The sequence below is a fragment of the Marinospirillum alkalitolerans genome, assembly GCF_045055655.1.
Lineage (GTDB): Bacteria > Pseudomonadota > Gammaproteobacteria > Pseudomonadales > Halomonadaceae > Marinospirillum > Marinospirillum alkalitolerans.
In genome coordinates, this window is the sequence record NZ_JBANFI010000004.1 from 282,914 (window position 1) to 300,438 (window position 17,525).

Genomic DNA, 17,525 nt, shown 5'->3' on the forward strand with positions numbered 1-17,525 from the left:
GCTCACCAGCGAGACCCACGATGCTGAGTTATCGACATAGTTTTCACGCAGGCAATTTCGCCGACCTTCTTAAGCATCTTGTGCTTGTCTATCTTGTGGACTACCTCAACAAGAAGGACAAACCCTATGCCTGCCTTGATACCCATTCAGGAGCAGGCCTCTATGCTCTGCACGGCAACGAAGCACAAAAGACCGGCGAATATCAGCAAGGCATAGCACGCCTGATTGAGGCAACCCACATCGAGCACCCCTTGCTGCTGCGCTTTCGCACCTTGGTGCAAGAGTTCAACCCAACCCATGAGCTGAGCCACTACCCAGGCTCGCCCGCTTGGCTTCAAAAACTCACGCGCGCGCAAGATCGCCTGCTTTTCAATGAGCTGCATCCGCAGGATTGGCAACAACTCACCCAGCTGATGCAAGATGACCCACGTGCTCACATCGAAAAACAAGATGCCTACGCACGTTTGAAGGCCAGCCTGCCTTTTCCAGAAAGGCGCGGCCTAATCCTGATTGATCCTTCGTATGAAATCAAAGACGAGTACCAGCAGGTTGTACAGGCCATCGCTCAGGCCTATCGGCGTATGGCCACAGGTGTCTTCGCACTCTGGTATCCGGTGATTCAGCGTCAGCAGGTAGAGCAGCTCTGCCGTGATCTTAAAGCCACAGGGATCGCCCGCCTCCTACGCATCGAGCATTGCATCAGCGCAGATACCACTGGCTTTGGCATGACCGGCAGTGGCATGCTGGTGATCAATCCGCCTTATACTCTCGCTAATGACTTCACCTTATTACTGCCTGAGCTCAATCAGCTGCTGGCTCAGGATGCCTCGGCCCATTTCACCGTGGAATGGCTACGTGGTGAGGTAGAAGGTTAATCACTATACCTGCATACTATTAGACTTATTGTGCAGTGCAGCGAGAGTTTTTTTACTCTAGGATGCTTTCAGCTCAGACGCTGATCTTGTGCGCCTGATTTCGTTAGTTCCTAGAAATTCACTTGAGGTTGACCCCTATGTCTGGAAAATTCTATGTTGCCACAGCAGGCGGCTTTTTTGTCGCTGGTAGCTCCAAGCCACAAGAAAAGCCCGCTCAACCCAAACGCATGCAAGAAGAAGCCAAGAAAAAAGCAGCTCAGCCTGCTGCCTAGTGCAACCCTGTCAAGGACGACACTCCCTCACCGAAAATCACGTTTTTTCAACGCGTTTCCCCTCTTAAAGCCGTCATGTTCTTGTCATAAAGAAGATTTTCTTTTAGTCTGCCGCTCACATTCATTGAACACGAGGTTCTTGTGAGTCTATCTTCTTCAGATCAGCCCAAAGGAATGATCGCTTTTGTCGAAAGAGTGGGACGACGTATTCCTGATCCTGTCATTATTTTTATCTATTTTTTGATCGGCACCCTGCTGCTCACCGCCTTGATTGGTGGCCTCACCTTTGAAAGCTATGGCCCTGGTGGCGCACTGGTTGAATATGAAATCAAAAATATGCTAGCCAGCGAGCATGTTATCTGGCTATTCGATAATGCACTGGTCACCAACTGGCTCAGCTTTGGTGGTGGCATTCTTGGCGTCATTTTAATTGTGATGCTCGGGATAGGTATTGCAGAGCACTCAGGGCTTTTCTCTGCCCTACTGAAGAAGATCAGCCGTGGCCTGCCCACTCATCTGCTGCCCCTCTTTTTAGTTTTTATCGGCATTATGAGTTCAATTGCCACTGATGCTGGCTATTTGATTCTGATCCCGCTTGCCGGCTTACTCTATGCCGGCCTTGGCAAGAACCCCCTGATTGGTATGGCCGCTGCTTTTGCAGGCGTTTCTGCTGGCTTTAGTGCCAACCTGATTCCGGCCACCCCGATCGATGTGATTATTGGTGCCAACGCTCAGGTTTTTGCAGAAAGTCAGGGCGTGCCTTTTACCAATGCTGCTGGCGATCCGTTGACACCGGCCACCATGCATTATTACTTCATTCTGGTTTCGACCTTTGTGCTGGCCGCTGTTGGTGCTTGGGTGACGCTGCGCTTTGTCGAGCCGCGCCTGGCGAACAAACCCTTCACCGTCCCTGAAGAGCTTTCGATCACTGATTTTGATGTGACACCGGCTGAGCAGCGTGGCTTACGAGCGGCTGGCATCGGTCTGGTTCTGGCTTTGCTGGGTGTTACTAGCTTGGCACTTGGTCCACTGGCGACTTACACCAATGAGGCAGGCCAGCAGGTCACACCCTACCTGAACAACGTCATCCTGCTGATTACACTGGTTTTTGCCACCGTGGGGATTGCCTTTGGTTATGCCAGCGGCAGTATTCGCAGCATGGTTGACCTACTGAATGCCATGGTGAAACAGATGAACACCATGGGCTATATCCTGGTGCTGACCTTCTTCTGCTATAACTTTTTAGGTCTTTTAAACTATAGCGGCCTAGGGGCGTATATCACCTATCTAGGTGCCAGTGCGCTGATCGAACTTGGCCTGCAAAGCTATCCTATTTTGCTGCTGATCGGCTTTATCATCATCACCAGCATCATCAATCTTTTTGTGGGCGGCCTCACGTCCAAATGGATGCTCCTCGGTCCGATCTTCATCCCGATGCTGTATGTCGTCAACCCAGCGATGACCCCCGATCTGGTCGCCGCTGCCTTTCGTGTTGCCGACTCCGCCACCAACATCATCACGCCAATGATGACCTATGCTGGGATCATCCTGGCCTTTATGCGCAAGTACAATCCTGAACTGAGTTTTGGTGAGGTCATCGCCATGATGCTGCCCTACTCGATCGCCTTTATGCTGGTCTGGGTGGCGCTGCTGATCGGCTTCTTTAGCTTTGGCATCCCACTGGGTTTTTAAGTCCAGCCAGAAAGTATCGAGCGCTCAAAAAGACTCTGCTTGCGATAGAGGCAGAGTCTATCCTCCCTTCGCAGCGACACTTTCAAACCACCCCCTCCACCAGAATCTGACAGGCTGAGAACAACAGCTGATCACGCCACACTATTTGATTGAGCAACAAACCACTGCCTAACAAGGTGAACACCAGCCCACACACACCATCAATATAGCGGCCAAGGTAGGCCAAGCGCTGCTGCATAAACACCGAAGAAAGCAACCAAGCCAGCAGGCAAAACCAACCCATGGACAACAGAAACAGCAAGGCCGCCGCGCTCAATTTACCAGTCAAACTCATCGTGGCTGGCACCAACCCAGAAATCAGACTGACAAAAAACACCAGCGCCTTAGGATTGAGCAAATTAGTCAGCAAACCCTGCAACAAGGTTTGCCAGCGCGATAGGGACTGACTCTGATCTATCACAGGCAAGATCAATGATGACTGATGCCAGCTCAGATAGGTGGTGCGCAAGGCACTCAAGCCCAAGTAAAGCAAATAACCCCCACCGACCCATTGCACCACAGCCATCACACTAGGCTGCTGCTGAACAAGAAGACTCAAACCCGCTAAACTCAGCAAGGTGTGCAATAAAATACCAAGGGACAAACCTAGCGCGATATAAAAGCCCGCAACACGGCCCAAGCGCGTCGTCTTTTGAACGACTAGAGCAAAATCCGGCCCAGGACTCATCAAAGCCAGCAAATGGATCAGGGCCAAGGTCAATAGCAGGGTTAACTCATTCATTCTCATCCGCTCCAATCAAGGTCGAGCATCAGAGTTTCTCTTCTCCTGCGGAGCTAGGCTTGTAAAAAACCAACATTTAAGAAGTCCGACAGACAAAGGAAGGCGCAATGCCATACTGACGCTTGAAGGCCTTACAAAAGTGCGCCTGATCATAAAACCCGACCTGTTGCGCCACATCCGCCACACGAGCTCCATATTGCAAGCGCTTCATGCCTTGCTCCAGCCTCAGCTGAGCAAACCATGCATAGGGAGTCATCCCTGTTGTGGCTTTAAAGTGACGCTGGAGTTGAGCTGGGCTCAGATGACAGAGCTGTGCCAGGTGCGTCAGTCGCACAGGTTGATCCAAATGCGCTATAAAATAGTCTTTCAGTTCTTGCAGAGATCGACGACCCAGCCTTCTCGCTGGCTCATGCACTTGGATGCCATAGCGCTCAAACAGCAACTGAAAGCCCTCCAGCAGCAAACCATCCTGAACGAGTGAACTCAATGGATGTTGATTCAAGCATAGATGCAGGCGCACCAGGTCAGAAAAAACAGCAGAGTCTTTGACTACCAGCTGATCAAAGAACGCCGACTCTGGCTGTGCGGGCAAACCAGCCAGCTCAGCCAGATAGCCAGGCGATAGAGCAAAAACCTTCACCTGATAACCTTGTTGCTGTACTGATTCACCATCATGCAGCTCATCTGGCGGCATCAGTATGACTTCACCTGCCTGAGCCATGTAAGCCTGCCCACGATAGCGAAAAACCTGTGCGCCCTGAGTCACTAAGCCGATATGAAAATCTAAATGATAATGCCGCTGAAAAGAAAACTGCTGATAGTAAGCATCGATCAGATGAAAATGCGGCTCAAGCTGACAATAGTGTATTTTTTCCATAAGCATACCATGAGCAAATAGAGCCCCAGCTTAATGGCCAGTGATACAGCCTGTCTTGTAAAAAATGAGCAGAGTAGGAAAAAGAGCCGTAGTTAATCAGAGGCTGACTAAATACATACCGTGCAAATGAGCTGATAGAGCGCGGCCTGATCAGGCAGAGGAGGCTTTTCTGAAACGGCGATCACTTGATCTAGATCGAATAAAAAACCCTTCCCAGGAGGAAAGCGATCGCTGTGCAAGCCATCTGCAATCAAACAACGCCAATAGAGCTGCTGCTCGCCTTCCATGTAGTGCTCAACAAAACGAGACATGGCTTTATAGCAGTCTTCAGTGCTCGGCCATGGCACGACATCATCTGAACTCATTTTTAGGTCACGATTTGGTCACGTTGGCAGGATAAGGCCAACAAAAAAGAAGCAGGAAAAGTGATGTAAGTTATTGATTTTACTGATGGTGCGGACGGAGAGACTCGAACTCTCACACCTTACGGCACCAGAACCTAAATCTGGCGTGTCTACCAATTCCACCACGTCCGCATAAATCGAGGGGAAGTTGCTGGGCAACAGGCGCGTATTCTATAGATTTACACACGCCTGTCAACCCCAAAAAACTAAACCATTAAGCCGCAGGGTTTACGCTCACGCGGCTTAGCTGTTGCATCTTGATACAGGGCTTGCTCCTGCTGCAAAGCCTCACGCAGCAGCGCCTCATGCACCTTTTCATCAGCCACAGCCGTTTGCTGCTGTTGATTCATCCCCAAGCGGGCCAGCAAGACTTGATCACGCTGAGCCTCTGGATTAGCGGTGGTCAGCAGTTTATCGCCGTAGAAGATGGAGTTGGCACCGGCAAAAAAGGCCAGAGCCTGGGTTGCATCATCCATCTGTTCGCGCCCAGCAGAGAGACGCACATGAGATTGCGGCATCAGGATACGGGCAATCGCGATCATCCGTACAAAATCCAGTGGGTCCAGATCCTCGACTTTTTCCAGTGGTGTGCCCGCCACCTTAACCAGCATATTCAGCGGCACACTTTCAGGATGGGGCTGCATACTGGCGAGTTGACGCAACAGCTCCATGCGATCCTGTTCTGCCTCACCCATCCCCAAAATACCGCCACAGCAGATTTTCATTCCTGCTTCACGCACATGAGCCAGGGTTTCCAGGCGATCCTGATAAGTGCGCGTGGTGATGATATCGCCATAAAAATCAGGCGAGGTATCCAGATTATGGTTGTAGTAATCCAATCCCGCGGCAGCAAGCTGCTGGGCTTGCTGAGGCTTGAGCATGCCAAGGGTCATACAGGTTTCCAGACCCAAAGATTTAACCTGCTGGATCATATCGATGACCAGTGGCATATCGCGTTCATGTGGCGAACGCCAAGCCGCGCCCATACAAAAACGCGTGGCACCAGCGGCTTGGGCGGCTTGGGCCTGCTGGACGACCTTGGCCATTTCAACTAGCTTTTCTTTTTCCAACCCAGTGTTGTAATGGGCAGATTGAGGGCAGTATTTGCAATCTTCTGGGCAGCTGCCGGTTTTAATCGACATCAGCGTGGAAATCTGCACCTGATTCGGATCAAAGTGAGCACGATGCACCGTGTGGGCTTGAAAAAGCAGATCATTAAAAGGCTGGGCAGCGAGCGCCGCAATCTCTTCGCGCGTCCAGTCATAACGCAGGTTTGCCATAAGTCGTCCTGTTAACCAAGCTGATTTTATAAGTTGACAGAGCAATCATGGAGGAGGGCGAATACCTTGTCAACCAAACTCAAGGATGAAGTTAACCGATTACAGAGACGAGTTGCAGCCCGGGCCTTTCAGCTCTGGCGCCGAAGCCGTTGGCTGGTAGCGGGCGAATGTTTGCTGTGTCATCAACCCGTAGCTGGGCAGCAAGATTTGTGTCAGCTGTGTCAGCCAGCCTTGCCTGAGCCAGAACCACGCTGCCTCTTATGTGCTGAGCGAGTCTCAGCCCAAGCCACTCAGGCCGAAAGACGACAGCCAGCACACCGCGCATCTTTTTTACAGTTGAGATCTTCCCTACCTTCTTCACTCTACTGCATGGCCTGTCACACCCAGCCACCCAGCTATGCCCAGCTGACCACGCTCTGGCCTTATCTAGCGCCCTTGGATCGGCTCTTACTCAGATTCAAGTACCAGCAGGATCTCACCGCTGGCGGCTTGTTCTTGGACTGGCTGGAGGAGAAGTTCGATCCACAGGGTGACTGGGTTTTGATCAGCATTCCACCGCATCGGGCTCGGCAGCGCCAGCGCGGTATTGATCCTCCTGGGTGGATTGCACGGCGTTTAGGCTGGATGTGGCAACGGCCTTATCACCCCCAGTGGTTAATGCGCATTAAGGAGACACCGAGCCAGCAAAAACTCAGTCGTCGTCAGCGGCTGAGCAATCCACAAGGTGCCTTTTTGGCGCATCCTGCCGTACAAGGCCAATCTTGCTTGCTGATTGATGATGTGGTGACGACTGGATCGACACTCCACTGGGCAGCACAGGCTTTAATAGCAGCAGGCGCACAGCAGGTTGAAGCCCTGGCTTTGGTCAAGGTGGATAGCTGAGAGATGGCCGCTTATGCTGAGGGCAACACAGCTGCAACGGCTGTTCGCCCCAATAGCATATCAACCAGCGTTTGGGCCAGATCTTCAGGACGCAAGGGGCCATCAGGGCGATACCATTGTACAGTCCAGTTGAGTGCGCCAAGTGCCAAGCGACGACGCAATCCTTGATCATCAGGGACTAAACCAGCCTGCTGGCATTCATAGATCACCTCGCGCCAAATCGATTCATAGGCATCACGTAGCTCGACCAGATGCGCCCGCGATAGATCACTGAGGCTGCGCCATTCGTAGATCGCGACCACATGGGCATCCCGATCTTGCAATAAGGTTGAAAGGTGAGCCTGAGCCAGCGCATAAAGGCGTGCCTCTGGCGTTTTGGCTTCATAAAGCGCTTGACGAGCGATTTCCATGGCATGCAACATGCCAGATTCAATGACAGCGAACAGAATTTCTTGCTTATCTTTGAAATGGTGGAACAGGCTACCGGATTGAATCCCCATCTCTGCTGCTAGAGTGCGCACAGTGGTGGTTTCATAGCCTTGGTCGCAAAACAGCCGCGCAGCGATGGCGACCAGCTCTTGTCTTCTTTTGGAGTTTTTGTTTTTATTCATAAAAGTGAACGAGCGCTTACTTGTTTTGATTCGATGGAGCGACAAACTAACCTGAGAAAAGCAAGAGGTCAAGGCGTGCACACGAGGGCATGCCGCTTGAAAGCGCAATCGACCGTCACAAGGAGCTTTACTGTGCGCCCTAATTCGGCATCTTTATCCGCGCGCGCGCGCGTCTTATCGCCGCGTCACATTCTCCGGCAGCTTGCGATACAGCCACAAGGCTTGCGCTGCAGCACCAGTCCTGTGCGAAACCTGCTGTGTCTGCTGCTTGTGATCTGGTCGCTGCCTCTTTTTGCCCTTTCCGGCCACCCAGGCCCCCTGGCGCCCGAGTGGGAAACACTCAGAAGCCAGTTCTCAGCCTCCTATCAAACCTTGCGTCGCGGGGCGCTGCCTGATCTTGAACGCCCATTGGCTGAGCTGGGTGACTACCCTCTCGCACCTTATCTAGAGCATCAACGCTTAAGAAACCTGCTCGCCTATCAACGAGCCACTCCTGCTGAGCTGGCCGACTTTGTGGAGCGCCATCCTCACACCTTGATGGCGCAGGATCTGCTGCAAATGGCTTTTGATCATGCCCAAGAAGCACACTGGCCTGAACTGATCCAGCTCAGCCGTCTTCACCAGCAGCCTTTATCACGCCAGCAAGAATGTCGTTTTTTGGCCGCGCAAGCTGAGCCTAACTGGTGGCAGATCACACGCGCCCATCACTTATGGCAACAAGGCCATCCCCTACCTGATGCCTGCCAGTTTCTGACTGACTTTTTGCAAGCGCACCAACTCCTGAGGCCCCAAGACTATGCTCAGGCAAGCCTGCAGCTTTTCAGCCAAGGCCAACGCGATGCGGCACTGCGCCTTGCCGCACATTCTACACCTGAGGTCTTGGCTTTCTTTCAGTTTTGGCATCAAAGCTGGTCTTCACGCAGCCTGCCTCATTTACGCACTCATCTACTCGAGGCAGCACCAGAGAGCCTCGATGCAGGATGGCACTTTGCTGAATGGGCTGATCAACTTCTGGCACAGCGCCTGAGCCACCATCTGCGCCAGTCACCCGATACCACCTTGGCCTTGGCCGATGCCTTGGCAGCGCAAGGGCGGCTCAGTGCAGCGCGTCACGCCCAACTCCAGCAGCAGCAGGCCATCACCTATGCCGCCAGTGCCGCCAGCGAGGCTTTGGTTCTTTTTGCACAGATTCCGCCAAGCTATTTAGAGGCCGCTGGCTGGCAATGGTATGCTCGCACCCTGCTGCGCCATGAACACTGGGAGGCATTTATTCAGGTCGTCACCAGCATGCCGGAAGATTTGCAACAGCAAAGCGAGTGGCGTTATTGGCTGGCAACGGCCTATCAGCAGCTGGATCAACCGGCTCTGGCCTTGCCGCTTTATGCCAATCTAGCGCGTGAGCGCCACTATTATGGCTTTCTTGCTGCACGAGATCTGGGGCTGACTCCACGAATGAATGACCGTACGCCCTTGCCGGATCCTCTTCAGCTGCAACACTTGATGGATAATCCAGGCTTGCAGCGTAGTCATGAGCTTTTCCAGCTTGGCTATCTGCATGAAGCCCGCCGCGAGTGGTTTTTTACTGTCCATCAATTCCCAGCTGAACAGCGCCTCCAAGCGGCTTGGCTCGCCCAGTTCTGGGGCTGGTATGAGCTGAGTGCACGGACGGCAAATGCAGTTGATCCCCATGCTTTACAACTACGCTTCCCTCTTGGTCATCTACAGGATTTACAACTGCTCGCTGCCCAGCATCAGATCGATCCTGCCTTGGTATTGGCGCTGATCCGCAAAGAAAGCATCTTCAGCCCTGATGCACGCTCTTCCGCTGGTGCCTTGGGCTTAATGCAGGTGATGCCACGCACTGGCCAGCAGGTTGCCCGCCAGATGAGACTGGGCACCCGTTCAGCGCCAGATTTACTCGATCCTCAGATCAACCTACCCATTGGCGTCTTTTATTTGAGCCAACTGCTAGAGCGCTTTCAGCAGCAGCCTGCACTGGCGGCGGCGGCTTATAATGCCGGACCCAATCGCACTCAGCGCTGGGTGGCGGAACTCGGCTCAGAGATCACCCCACTTTGGGTAGAGCGCATCACCTACGGTGAAACTCGTGACTATGTAAAAAGCCTGCTGGCTTTTCAGGAGGTCTATCGTTGGTTATTGGAACAACAACCTCAGTCTTTACTGGCATATCGGTTACAGCTAGGCACATCCGATGAGTAAAAAAGTCTTTGCAAGAGGCTTTTTCTGTAAAATAGAGTCTAAAATCAACTTTCCTTCATCAATCAGGATGCCAACATGTCTTCTCAGATCCACACCACCTCGCTCTCTGGCGTTGGCGATTGCGGCCAGTGTGCGACGCCACTGGATTTTGAATTCAGCTTTGCTTACCAGCCGATAGTGGACATTCAGCAGCAGAGCATCTGGGGTTATGAGGCGCTGGTGCGCGGCCCAGAAAAACAAGGCGCAGGCTGGGTGCTAGAGCAGGTGAATGACGATAACCGCTATGCTTTTGATCAGGCTTGTCGCGTCAAAGCGATATCTTTAGCGGCGCAATTAGGGCTCGATTCGATTTTAAGCATTAACTTTTTGCCCAACGCTGTTTATGAGCCAGCCCATTGTATTCGCAGTACGCTGCGTGCTGCTGAAGCCGTTCACTTTCCGATCGAGCGGATTATGTTTGAGATCACTGAATCTGAACGCGTACATGATCCCGCCCATCTCACCAATATTTTTGAGCACTACCATCAACAAGGTTTTTTGACCGCACTGGATGATTTTGGAGCAGGCCATGCTGGCCTCACACTCTTGTCTAAATTCATTCCACAACTGATGAAGCTGGATATGGAGTTAGTACGCGATGTGACGCTCCATCCAACCAAGCAGATTATTGCCCACAGCCTGGCCGATCTATGCCAAAAGTTGAATATCACTTTACTGGCGGAGGGGGTAGAAACAGCAGAAGAAATGCGCTTTTTCGCTGATTTAGGCGTACAGCTGATGCAGGGTTACTTTTTTTCACGCCCTGAGTTTGAACAGCTCCCTCAAGTCAACTGGGAAGAATGCGCACCTTAAATTGAACCTTCTAAGACCTTTGGCAAGGATGCAGCGCTGTGCTCACCTCTTTTTTGCGACCACTTTTTGATCCCTTCACCCTGTTGCTGATGCTGCTCGTCTTGCTGGCTACGGTCTGGCCTGCAAGCGGCCAAGGCGCAGTCTGGGTTGGCGGTGTCACCAGTGCGGCAATCAGCTTGCTGTTTTTCCTGCATGGAGCACGCTTATCACGCCAGGCCCTATGGCAGGGTCTCACCCACTGGCGCTTGCATGGCTGGATCCTTGGCTGCACTTTTATCGGCTTTCCTCTGTTGGTCTTGCTTGGGCAACCACTGCTGCGCCCTTGGCTCGGTGATGGCTTGTGGCAAGGGCTACTTTATCTGGCGGTTCTGCCCGGTACCGTGCAATCCGCCATCGCCTTTACGGCTATCGCCAGAGGGAATCTGGCCGCCGCCATCTGTAGTGCCTCGGCTTCAAGCTTTATCGGCCTGCTGCTGACACCGCTTTTAGTGCAACTACTACTCAATACCCAAGGAAGCAGCTTTCCCTTCTGGCCTGCGGTCGGTGGCATCAGCCTTCAGCTCCTGCTGCCTTTTATGCTGGGTCATCTGCTGCGCCCGTGGATCGGTCATTGGGTCGCCAGTCAGCAGCGCTGGCTCAAATGGGTTGATCAGGGCAGCATTCTCTTGGTGGTATATAGCGCCTTTAGTGTCGCCGTTGTTGCGGGGCTCTGGCAGAGTGTGAGCCTAATGCAGCTGCTGAGCCTGATTGGCCTATGCTGCCTGCTACTCACTTTCGTGCTCCTTGGTACCCGCTGGATCGCTCGGGCTCAGGGCTTCTCGCGCGAGGATGAAATCACACTGGTGTTTTGTGCCTCGAAAAAAAGCCTAGCAACCGGCGCCCCTATGGCACCCTTTATTTTCGTTGGCGCGGCAGCTGGCCCCGTCCTGCTTCCGCTGATGATTTATCACCAAATTCAGCTGGTGGTCTGCGCTTATCTGGCACAAGACTATGCACAGCGCCCGATCAAACACGATAACGCTGCCCTGTCGCCAACAGGTGAAAAAAACTAGCCCTCCACGCTTATTCCGACTAAGATGCTCGGGTATTTGTTTGTGATTCCATCATATCAAGGAGTAAGTTATGACAGTACAAGTGGGTGACACCCTCCCGAATATCGAACTGCGCGTGATGGGTGCCGAAGGCCCTGAAGCCGTTCAGACTGCTGATTTATTTGCTGGCCGCAAGGTGATTCTGTTCGCCGTTCCCGGTGCCTTCACTCCTGGCTGCTCCATGACCCACCTGCCAGGCTATGTCACGCTGGCAGATAAGATTAAAGCCAAGGGCATTGATGCGATTATCTGTACCTCTGTCAACGATGCCTTTGTGATGGATGCCTGGGGCAAGGCGCAAAATGCAGAAGAGATCATCATGCTGGCCGATGGCCTCGGCCATTGGGCTGAAGCCGTTGGCCTCACGCAGGACTTAGCTGGCCCTCAACTGGGTGTGCGCAGTCAGCGCTATGCCATGCTGATCAACGACGGCCAACTGGAACTGCTGAATATTGATCCAAAGGGAATCGATCTCAGCAGCGCCGAAACCCTGCTGGCTGCGATTAGCTAAGCGCACATCTCGCTCAGCCTACTCCTCTGGCCGCATCTTCTCGGTGCGGCCTTCCTGATAGACTATTTCTCAGCACTGTCTATATCTAATTAAATCATTCAATGATTGCGATCAATATTCAAACTTAGACAAACCTGCCAGCAGCGTCCATGCTGTAGTCAGGGTCAAGGCATGGCCCAAAGCATCATTTAAAAACAAATCACTTCAAGACAAGAGGAGTAAGGCAGCCCGTTTATCCTCTTACTGATTTGAACCGCTTTTTCCATGCAGTCATAAGTAGTCATAGGAGTCGCACGATGAATGATAAAACAACACCTCAAGGACAATGCCCAGTCATGCACGGCAGCCGCACCAAGCGCGCTGGCGGTGGCGGTGGTGCCCAAGACTGGTGGCCAGAACAACTCAACCTCCATATTCTCCACCAACACACCCCAGCCTCTAATCCGCTCGGCGCAGATTTTAACTATGCCGAAGCTTTTAAAAATCTGGATCTGCAAGCGGTCAAAAAAGATCTCGCTGAGGTGATGACCCAATCGCAAGACTGGTGGCCAGCAGACTATGGTCACTATGGCCCGTTGATGATACGTATGGCTTGGCACGCTGCCGGAACCTATCGCACCGCAGATGGCCGTGGCGGTGCCTCGACGGGTAACCAGCGTTTTGCACCCATCAACTCCTGGCCTGACAATGGCAACCTCGATAAAGCACGACGCCTGCTGTGGCCCATCAAGAAGAAGTATGGCAATAGCCTCTCTTGGGCTGATTTATATATTCTGGCAGGCAATGTTGCGCTAGAAAGCATGGGCTTTCAGACCTTTGGTTTTGCCGGTGGTCGTCAGGATATCTGGGCTCCAGAGGAAGATATCTACTGGGGTGCAGAAACCGAATGGCTCGCCACCAGCGACAAGCCCAACAGCCGTTACTCAGGCGAGCGAGATCTAGAAAACCCTCTGGCTGCCGTACAGATGGGCCTCATTTATGTGAACCCAGAAGGTCCAGATGGACAGCCTGATCCTTTGGCTTCAGCCAAGGACATCCGCGAAACCTTTGCCCGCATGGCGATGAATGATTATGAAACCGTTGCTCTGACCGCCGGTGGCCATACCTTTGGTAAGGCGCATGGCGCTGGCGATGCGGCCCATGTTGGTCCAGAGCCAGAAGCAGCCGCGATCGAAGAAATGGGCTTTGGCTGGAAAAGTAGCCATGGTAGTGGCAAGGGTCGCGATACCATCACTAGCGGCATCGAAGGCGCCTGGACACCCCACCCCACGCAATGGGATATGGGCTACTTTGATGTGCTGTTTGGCTATGAGTGGGAGCTGGTCAAAAGCCCCGCTGGCGCTTGGCAGTGGGAAGCCAAGGGACTGAAAGAAGAAGATCATGCGCCTGATGCCGAAGATGCCCAGCAGAAAGTCCGCATCATGATGACCACTGCCGACATGGCGATGCGCGAAGATCCAGAGTACCGCAAAATCTCTGAGCACTTCCACAAGAACCCAGCAGAGTTTGCCGATGCCTTTGCACGCGCCTGGTTTAAACTGACCCACCGCGATATGGGGCCCAAAGCCTGCTACCTTGGTGCCGAAGTCCCACAAGAAGATCTGATTTGGCAAGACCCAGTACCGGCGGTCGATCATGTGCTGATTGATCAGCGCGATATTGATCAACTGAAACAGCAACTGCTGGCGTCTGGTCTCACACACCAAGAACTGATTACCACAGCCTGGTGTTCTGCTGCCACCTTCCGTGGCTCTGACAAGCGTGGTGGCGCCAATGGTGCACGCATTCGTCTGGCACCACAAAAAGACTGGGAAGCCAACGAACCCGCACAATTGGCTAAGGTACTGGATCAGCTTGAAGCCATTCAGACAGCCTTTAATGCAGCCCAGTATGGCGGTAAAAAAGTGAGTCTGGCGGATCTAATTGTGCTAGGTGGTGCTGCCGCTATTGAAGCCGCCGCAGCCGCAGCCGGTACACCCATAGAAGTTCCCTTTGTGCCAGGACGCACTGATGCCAGTGCTGAGCAGACAGATGTCGAATCTTTTGAGGTGCTCAAACCCGAGGCTGATGGCTTTCGTAACTATCGCCGCGCCAACTTCACCGTTTCGGCTGAAGAAATGCTGGTCGATAAAGCCCAGTTGCTCGGCTTAAGCGCACCAGAAATGACGGTTTTGGTCGGTGGTCTGCGCAGCTTGAATGTCAATCATGGTGGCAGTGCTCTGGGCGTCCTCACCGAGCGTCCCGGACAACTCAGCCAAGATTTCTTTGTCAATCTGACTGACATGAGCATCGCTTGGCAGCCCAGTGCACAACAGGCTGGAACCTTTGAAGGCCGTGATCGCAGCACAGGTGCAGTCAAGTGGACGGCCTCACGCGTGGATCTGGTCTTTGGCTCCAACTCCCAGCTGCGTGCCTTGGCCGAGGCCTATGCGCAGGATGATGCTCGCTGGAAGTTCGTCAAAGACTTTGTTGCCGCTTGGAACAAGGTGATGAACGCTGATCGCTTTGATCTGAAATAATTCGGCTGAAGTTCTGCTCCAATGGGTGGCCTGAGGGCCGCCCATTGTTGATTTTGTCACAGGGTTGCGCTGTTTTATTGAAGCAAAAGTCTTTTCATGAGCGCAATAATGTTTCATCATTTATTCTTCCGTTTCAATTTGTAGTCAGCGTTGGGCTGACCCAGCCCTTGTAATCTCACACCCATCATGGATGATCAGGAAGAGCATGCACTCAAAAACGCCGCTATCACCTCGCCCTAGGCTCCACCCTCTACATAAACTGATCGCGCTGGTCCTGCTGATGCTCTCACTGCTGATGCTGGGTATCGGCATCGACCTGCGCCATACCACTCAAGAAATTCGCGCCCAGTCTCAGCATCTGGCTGATGTGATTGCCCTGCAATTTGATGGCGATACGGCTCGCTTTACCCAGCTGCTTGATCTGGTCGAAGCCCGCCTCACTACAGAGCCAACTTCACCACTGCATACACAAGGCTGTGATGCACGCTGGGAAGCAGAACTCGCACAGCTGATTGAGCACTTTCGTGGTGTCTATGCCATCAATTACTTTGATGCACAGGGCCAGCTGCTGTGCTCAACGCAAGGCCAATACTCGGTCACAGTGCAGGATCGCTCACACTTTATCCATCTGCGTGATCATGCAACACACCATGATGGCTTTACGCGCCCAATGCAGGCCCGCACCGGTGATCAAGAAGTCGTCGGCCAGCTCAGACGGCTTGAAACCCCAGATGGCGAATTCATCGGCATGCTGAGCCTACTGACCCGTCTCGACTACTGGCGCGGGCAACTCGCGCTCCATGAATGGCAACAGCCCGCACAGGTTTATGTCTTGCTCGATCTGATCAACGACCAACCCGAACAACTGGCGGCGCTTCCTCTAGGGCGTCGAGGGCAGGCTCAGACACCACCGGCATGGCTGGCGTGGAGTTATCAGCTGATCAGCTGGCCAGTGTTACAGAGCCACTGGGTTGCAGTGCTGACCAGCGAAAGCGCTTTGCCTCATGCGCCGCTGCGTATCCAGGTCCATCTTGAGCCAGAAGGCATTCTCTATAACTGGGCAGGCAATGCACTGGCCGCACTCTTCATGGCATTACTGATTATGCTGGCGGCCCTGATCAGCTATCGCAAAATTCAGCGCAGTGAAGAAGATGCGCGCAGGCTGAATACAGAGCTGGAGCGCCATCAACGGCTGCTCAGCGATGGTGAGGCCCTAGCGCTGATTGGTGGTTGGGAATACCAAGTGGCCACCCAGAAGATGTACTGGACTGAAGGTCTCTATCGTCTGCATGATTTTACGCCTGATCCAGAGTTTGATCATATCGGCCAAAGCTTATGCTGTTATCGCCCCGAGGATCAGCCAAGGATTCAACGTGCTTTTCAACGCTGTATCGAGCAGGGCGAAGCCTATGATCTGACGGTTCCCTTCACTACCTACAGCGGCCGCACCTGCTGGATACGGACGAAAACAGCGCCATTAGTTGAGTCTGGCCGTGTCGTGAAGGTAGTAGGACTGGTCATGGATATCACTGAGCAGAAAAAGGCTGAGCTACATCTTCAACAGGCCTTGCATCAAGCCGAGGCAGCGAATCAGGCCAAGAGCCGCTTTCTCTCAACCATCACCCATGAACTGCGCACACCGATGAATGCGATTCTTGGCATGGCGCAACTCTTGCGCGATATTCGTCCCGATCACCCCCAGTATGCCGATTATGTCCAGACACTGCTGCGCTCTGGCCAGTCGCTCTTACGCCTGCTGAATGATCTGCTCGACCTCTCCAAAATCGAAGCCGGCGGCCTGACGCTTGATCTCAGCGAGTTTGTCCCCGCAGAGCTGTTAACCGAAACGCAGCAACTCTATGGGCCTTTGGCGGCACAAAAAGGGCTGGATTTCACCATCCACTGGTGGAGTGATCCAGCGCTCCTGCTGCAGGGCGATGGCTATCGTGTGCGCCAGATGCTACACAACCTGGTCAACAATGCACTGAAGTTCACCTCAAACGGCAGGATTCGTTGCCAAGGAGGACTCGATGAACAAGGCCGCCTCGTTTTTCAGGTGGAGGATACAGGAATGGGAATCAGCGCAGACCAGCAGCAGCGTCTTTTTCAGCCCTTTACCCAGCTGGATGACTCGATGACACGCCAGTTTGGTGGCACTGGCCTCGGCCTTTCTATCGTCAAGCGCCTCTGTGATCTGATGCAAGGGCAGGTCACAGTGCACAGCCAGCTTGGCGAGGGGGCGTGCTTTTCGCTGATCTTGCCCCTAAAGCTCTTACCCGGCACGAGGGAAGCCGCCTCATGCACGCCCACCTCCATAGAAGCTGATGCCTCTGCGCTCAGCTTGAAAACCGAACACCAAGCGCGCTTACCAGCTGAGCAGCTGATCGCGCAGATCAGCCAGCTGCAGCAGGTGCTCGCTGAAGGCCATTTTGATGCACTGGAACTGGCCCAAGAGCTTGAATTAGCGCTACAATCGACGCCTTGGCAAACAGACTATCGCGCTGTTTACCAATGGATTCACAACTTTGATTTTGAAGCCGCTCAGACCGCCTTGCAGCGCCTGTTGGATCATATCCGCGCTTCACACCCAGTCCCGCCAGGAGAAGAGACGGCATGCCACTGCGATACCTAGCCCTTGTACTGCTTGTGTGCTTTTAC

At 53.2% G+C, this 17,525-nt stretch carries 15 protein-coding genes and 1 tRNA gene; 10 read left to right on the forward strand and 6 right to left on the reverse strand.

Going from position 1 to position 17,525, the window contains the following annotated elements; genetic code table 11:
• Window positions 1-80 precede the first annotated feature (80 nt).
• The 3 genes from V6U78_RS08220 to V6U78_RS08230 all read left to right on the forward strand — a co-directional run bounded on the left by V6U78_RS08220 (window position 81) and on the right by V6U78_RS08230 (window position 2,839).
• Window positions 81-875 carry a 23S rRNA (adenine(2030)-N(6))-methyltransferase RlmJ gene (locus V6U78_RS08220; protein ID WP_405339288.1) on the forward strand — a complete coding sequence of 265 codons (795 nt, stop codon included), beginning with the start codon at window positions 81-83 and terminating at the stop codon, window positions 873-875.
• 137 nt (window positions 876-1,012) lie between these two features.
• Window positions 1,013-1,147, forward strand: coding sequence for a hypothetical protein (locus V6U78_RS08225; protein WP_405339290.1), 135 nt, complete (start codon window positions 1,013-1,015; stop codon window positions 1,145-1,147).
• 141 nt (window positions 1,148-1,288) lie between these two features.
• Window positions 1,289-2,839 (forward strand): AbgT family transporter, encoded by a 1,551-nt coding sequence (locus tag V6U78_RS08230; protein WP_405339292.1) that lies wholly within the window; start codon window positions 1,289-1,291, stop codon window positions 2,837-2,839.
• Window positions 2,840-2,921: 82 nt separating this feature from the next.
• Here the strand turns inward: V6U78_RS08230 and V6U78_RS08235 are convergent, their stop codons facing one another.
• The 5 genes from V6U78_RS08235 to bioB all read right to left on the reverse strand — a co-directional run bounded on the left by V6U78_RS08235 (window position 2,922) and on the right by bioB (window position 6,181).
• Window positions 2,922-3,620 (reverse strand): LysE family translocator, encoded by a 699-nt coding sequence (locus V6U78_RS08235; protein WP_405339294.1) that lies wholly within the window; start codon window positions 3,618-3,620, stop codon window positions 2,922-2,924.
• A gap of 76 nt (window positions 3,621-3,696) precedes the next feature.
• On the reverse strand, window positions 3,697-4,497 hold the full coding sequence (locus tag V6U78_RS08240) for an AraC family transcriptional regulator (protein WP_405339296.1): 801 nt from the start codon (window positions 4,495-4,497) through the stop codon (window positions 3,697-3,699).
• Between the two features lie 107 nt (window positions 4,498-4,604).
• Window positions 4,605-4,808 carry a hypothetical protein gene (locus V6U78_RS08245; RefSeq protein WP_405339298.1) on the reverse strand — a complete coding sequence of 68 codons (204 nt, stop codon included), beginning with the start codon at window positions 4,806-4,808 and terminating at the stop codon, window positions 4,605-4,607.
• 140 nt (window positions 4,809-4,948) lie between these two features.
• A tRNA-Leu gene (locus V6U78_RS08250) sits at window positions 4,949-5,033 on the reverse strand.
• 74 nt (window positions 5,034-5,107) lie between these two features.
• Window positions 5,108-6,181, reverse strand: coding sequence for a biotin synthase BioB (bioB, locus tag V6U78_RS08255; protein ID WP_405339300.1), 1,074 nt, complete (start codon window positions 6,179-6,181; stop codon window positions 5,108-5,110).
• 171 nt (window positions 6,182-6,352) lie between these two features.
• Between bioB and V6U78_RS08260 the strand changes: the two genes are divergently transcribed.
• Window positions 6,353-7,063, forward strand: a complete 711-nt coding sequence (locus V6U78_RS08260; protein ID WP_405339302.1) for a ComF family protein — start codon at window positions 6,353-6,355, stop codon at window positions 7,061-7,063.
• Window positions 7,064-7,074: 11 nt separating this feature from the next.
• On the opposite strand, the gene V6U78_RS08265 is transcribed toward V6U78_RS08260, so the two are convergent.
• Window positions 7,075-7,674 (reverse strand): TetR/AcrR family transcriptional regulator, encoded by a 600-nt coding sequence (locus tag V6U78_RS08265; protein WP_405339304.1) that lies wholly within the window; start codon window positions 7,672-7,674, stop codon window positions 7,075-7,077.
• Between the two features lie 243 nt (window positions 7,675-7,917).
• On the opposite strand from V6U78_RS08265, the gene V6U78_RS08270 reads away from it, so the two are divergent.
• The 6 genes from V6U78_RS08270 (at window position 7,918) to V6U78_RS08295 (ending at window position 17,499) form a co-directional block, all read left to right on the forward strand.
• Window positions 7,918-9,894: a lytic transglycosylase domain-containing protein gene (locus tag V6U78_RS08270; protein WP_405339306.1), complete on the forward strand. Its 1,977-nt coding sequence runs from the start codon at window positions 7,918-7,920 to the stop codon at window positions 9,892-9,894.
• 75 nt (window positions 9,895-9,969) lie between these two features.
• On the forward strand, window positions 9,970-10,746 hold the full coding sequence (locus tag V6U78_RS08275) for an EAL domain-containing protein (protein WP_405339308.1): 777 nt from the start codon (window positions 9,970-9,972) through the stop codon (window positions 10,744-10,746).
• A 38-nt stretch (window positions 10,747-10,784) separates the two neighbouring features.
• On the forward strand, window positions 10,785-11,798 hold the full coding sequence (locus V6U78_RS08280) for a bile acid:sodium symporter family protein (RefSeq protein ID WP_405339310.1): 1,014 nt from the start codon (window positions 10,785-10,787) through the stop codon (window positions 11,796-11,798).
• A 70-nt stretch (window positions 11,799-11,868) separates the two neighbouring features.
• Window positions 11,869-12,348 (forward strand): peroxiredoxin, encoded by a 480-nt coding sequence (locus V6U78_RS08285; RefSeq protein ID WP_405339312.1) that lies wholly within the window; start codon window positions 11,869-11,871, stop codon window positions 12,346-12,348.
• Between the two features lie 296 nt (window positions 12,349-12,644).
• Window positions 12,645-14,867, forward strand: coding sequence for a catalase/peroxidase HPI (gene katG / locus V6U78_RS08290; protein WP_405339314.1), 2,223 nt, complete (start codon window positions 12,645-12,647; stop codon window positions 14,865-14,867).
• Between the two features lie 205 nt (window positions 14,868-15,072).
• Window positions 15,073-17,499, forward strand: a complete 2,427-nt coding sequence (locus V6U78_RS08295; RefSeq protein ID WP_405339316.1) for an ATP-binding protein — start codon at window positions 15,073-15,075, stop codon at window positions 17,497-17,499.
• The last annotated feature ends 26 nt before the right edge of the window (window positions 17,500-17,525 follow it).

What these genes read in the sequence shown, in the direction of transcription:
- V6U78_RS08225 (WP_405339290.1), top strand. Translation starts at nt 1,013, where the DNA reads ATGTCTGGAAAATTCTATGTTGCCACAGCAGGCGGCTTTTTTGTCGCT.
- V6U78_RS08235 (WP_405339294.1), bottom strand. Translation starts at nt 3,620, where the DNA reads ATGAATGAGTTAACCCTGCTATTGACCTTGGCCCTGATCCATTTGCTG.
- V6U78_RS08240 (WP_405339296.1), bottom strand. Translation starts at nt 4,497, where the DNA reads ATGGAAAAAATACACTATTGTCAGCTTGAGCCGCATTTTCATCTGATC.
- V6U78_RS08245 (WP_405339298.1), bottom strand. Translation starts at nt 4,808, where the DNA reads ATGTCTCGTTTTGTTGAGCACTACATGGAAGGCGAGCAGCAGCTCTAT.
- bioB (WP_405339300.1), bottom strand. Translation starts at nt 6,181, where the DNA reads ATGGCAAACCTGCGTTATGACTGGACGCGCGAAGAGATTGCGGCGCTC.
- V6U78_RS08265 (WP_405339304.1), bottom strand. Translation starts at nt 7,674, where the DNA reads ATGAATAAAAACAAAAACTCCAAAAGAAGACAAGAGCTGGTCGCCATC.
- V6U78_RS08275 (WP_405339308.1), top strand. Translation starts at nt 9,970, where the DNA reads ATGTCTTCTCAGATCCACACCACCTCGCTCTCTGGCGTTGGCGATTGC.
- V6U78_RS08285 (WP_405339312.1), top strand. Translation starts at nt 11,869, where the DNA reads ATGACAGTACAAGTGGGTGACACCCTCCCGAATATCGAACTGCGCGTG.
- katG (WP_405339314.1), top strand. Translation starts at nt 12,645, where the DNA reads ATGAATGATAAAACAACACCTCAAGGACAATGCCCAGTCATGCACGGC.
- V6U78_RS08295 (WP_405339316.1), top strand. Translation starts at nt 15,073, where the DNA reads ATGCACTCAAAAACGCCGCTATCACCTCGCCCTAGGCTCCACCCTCTA.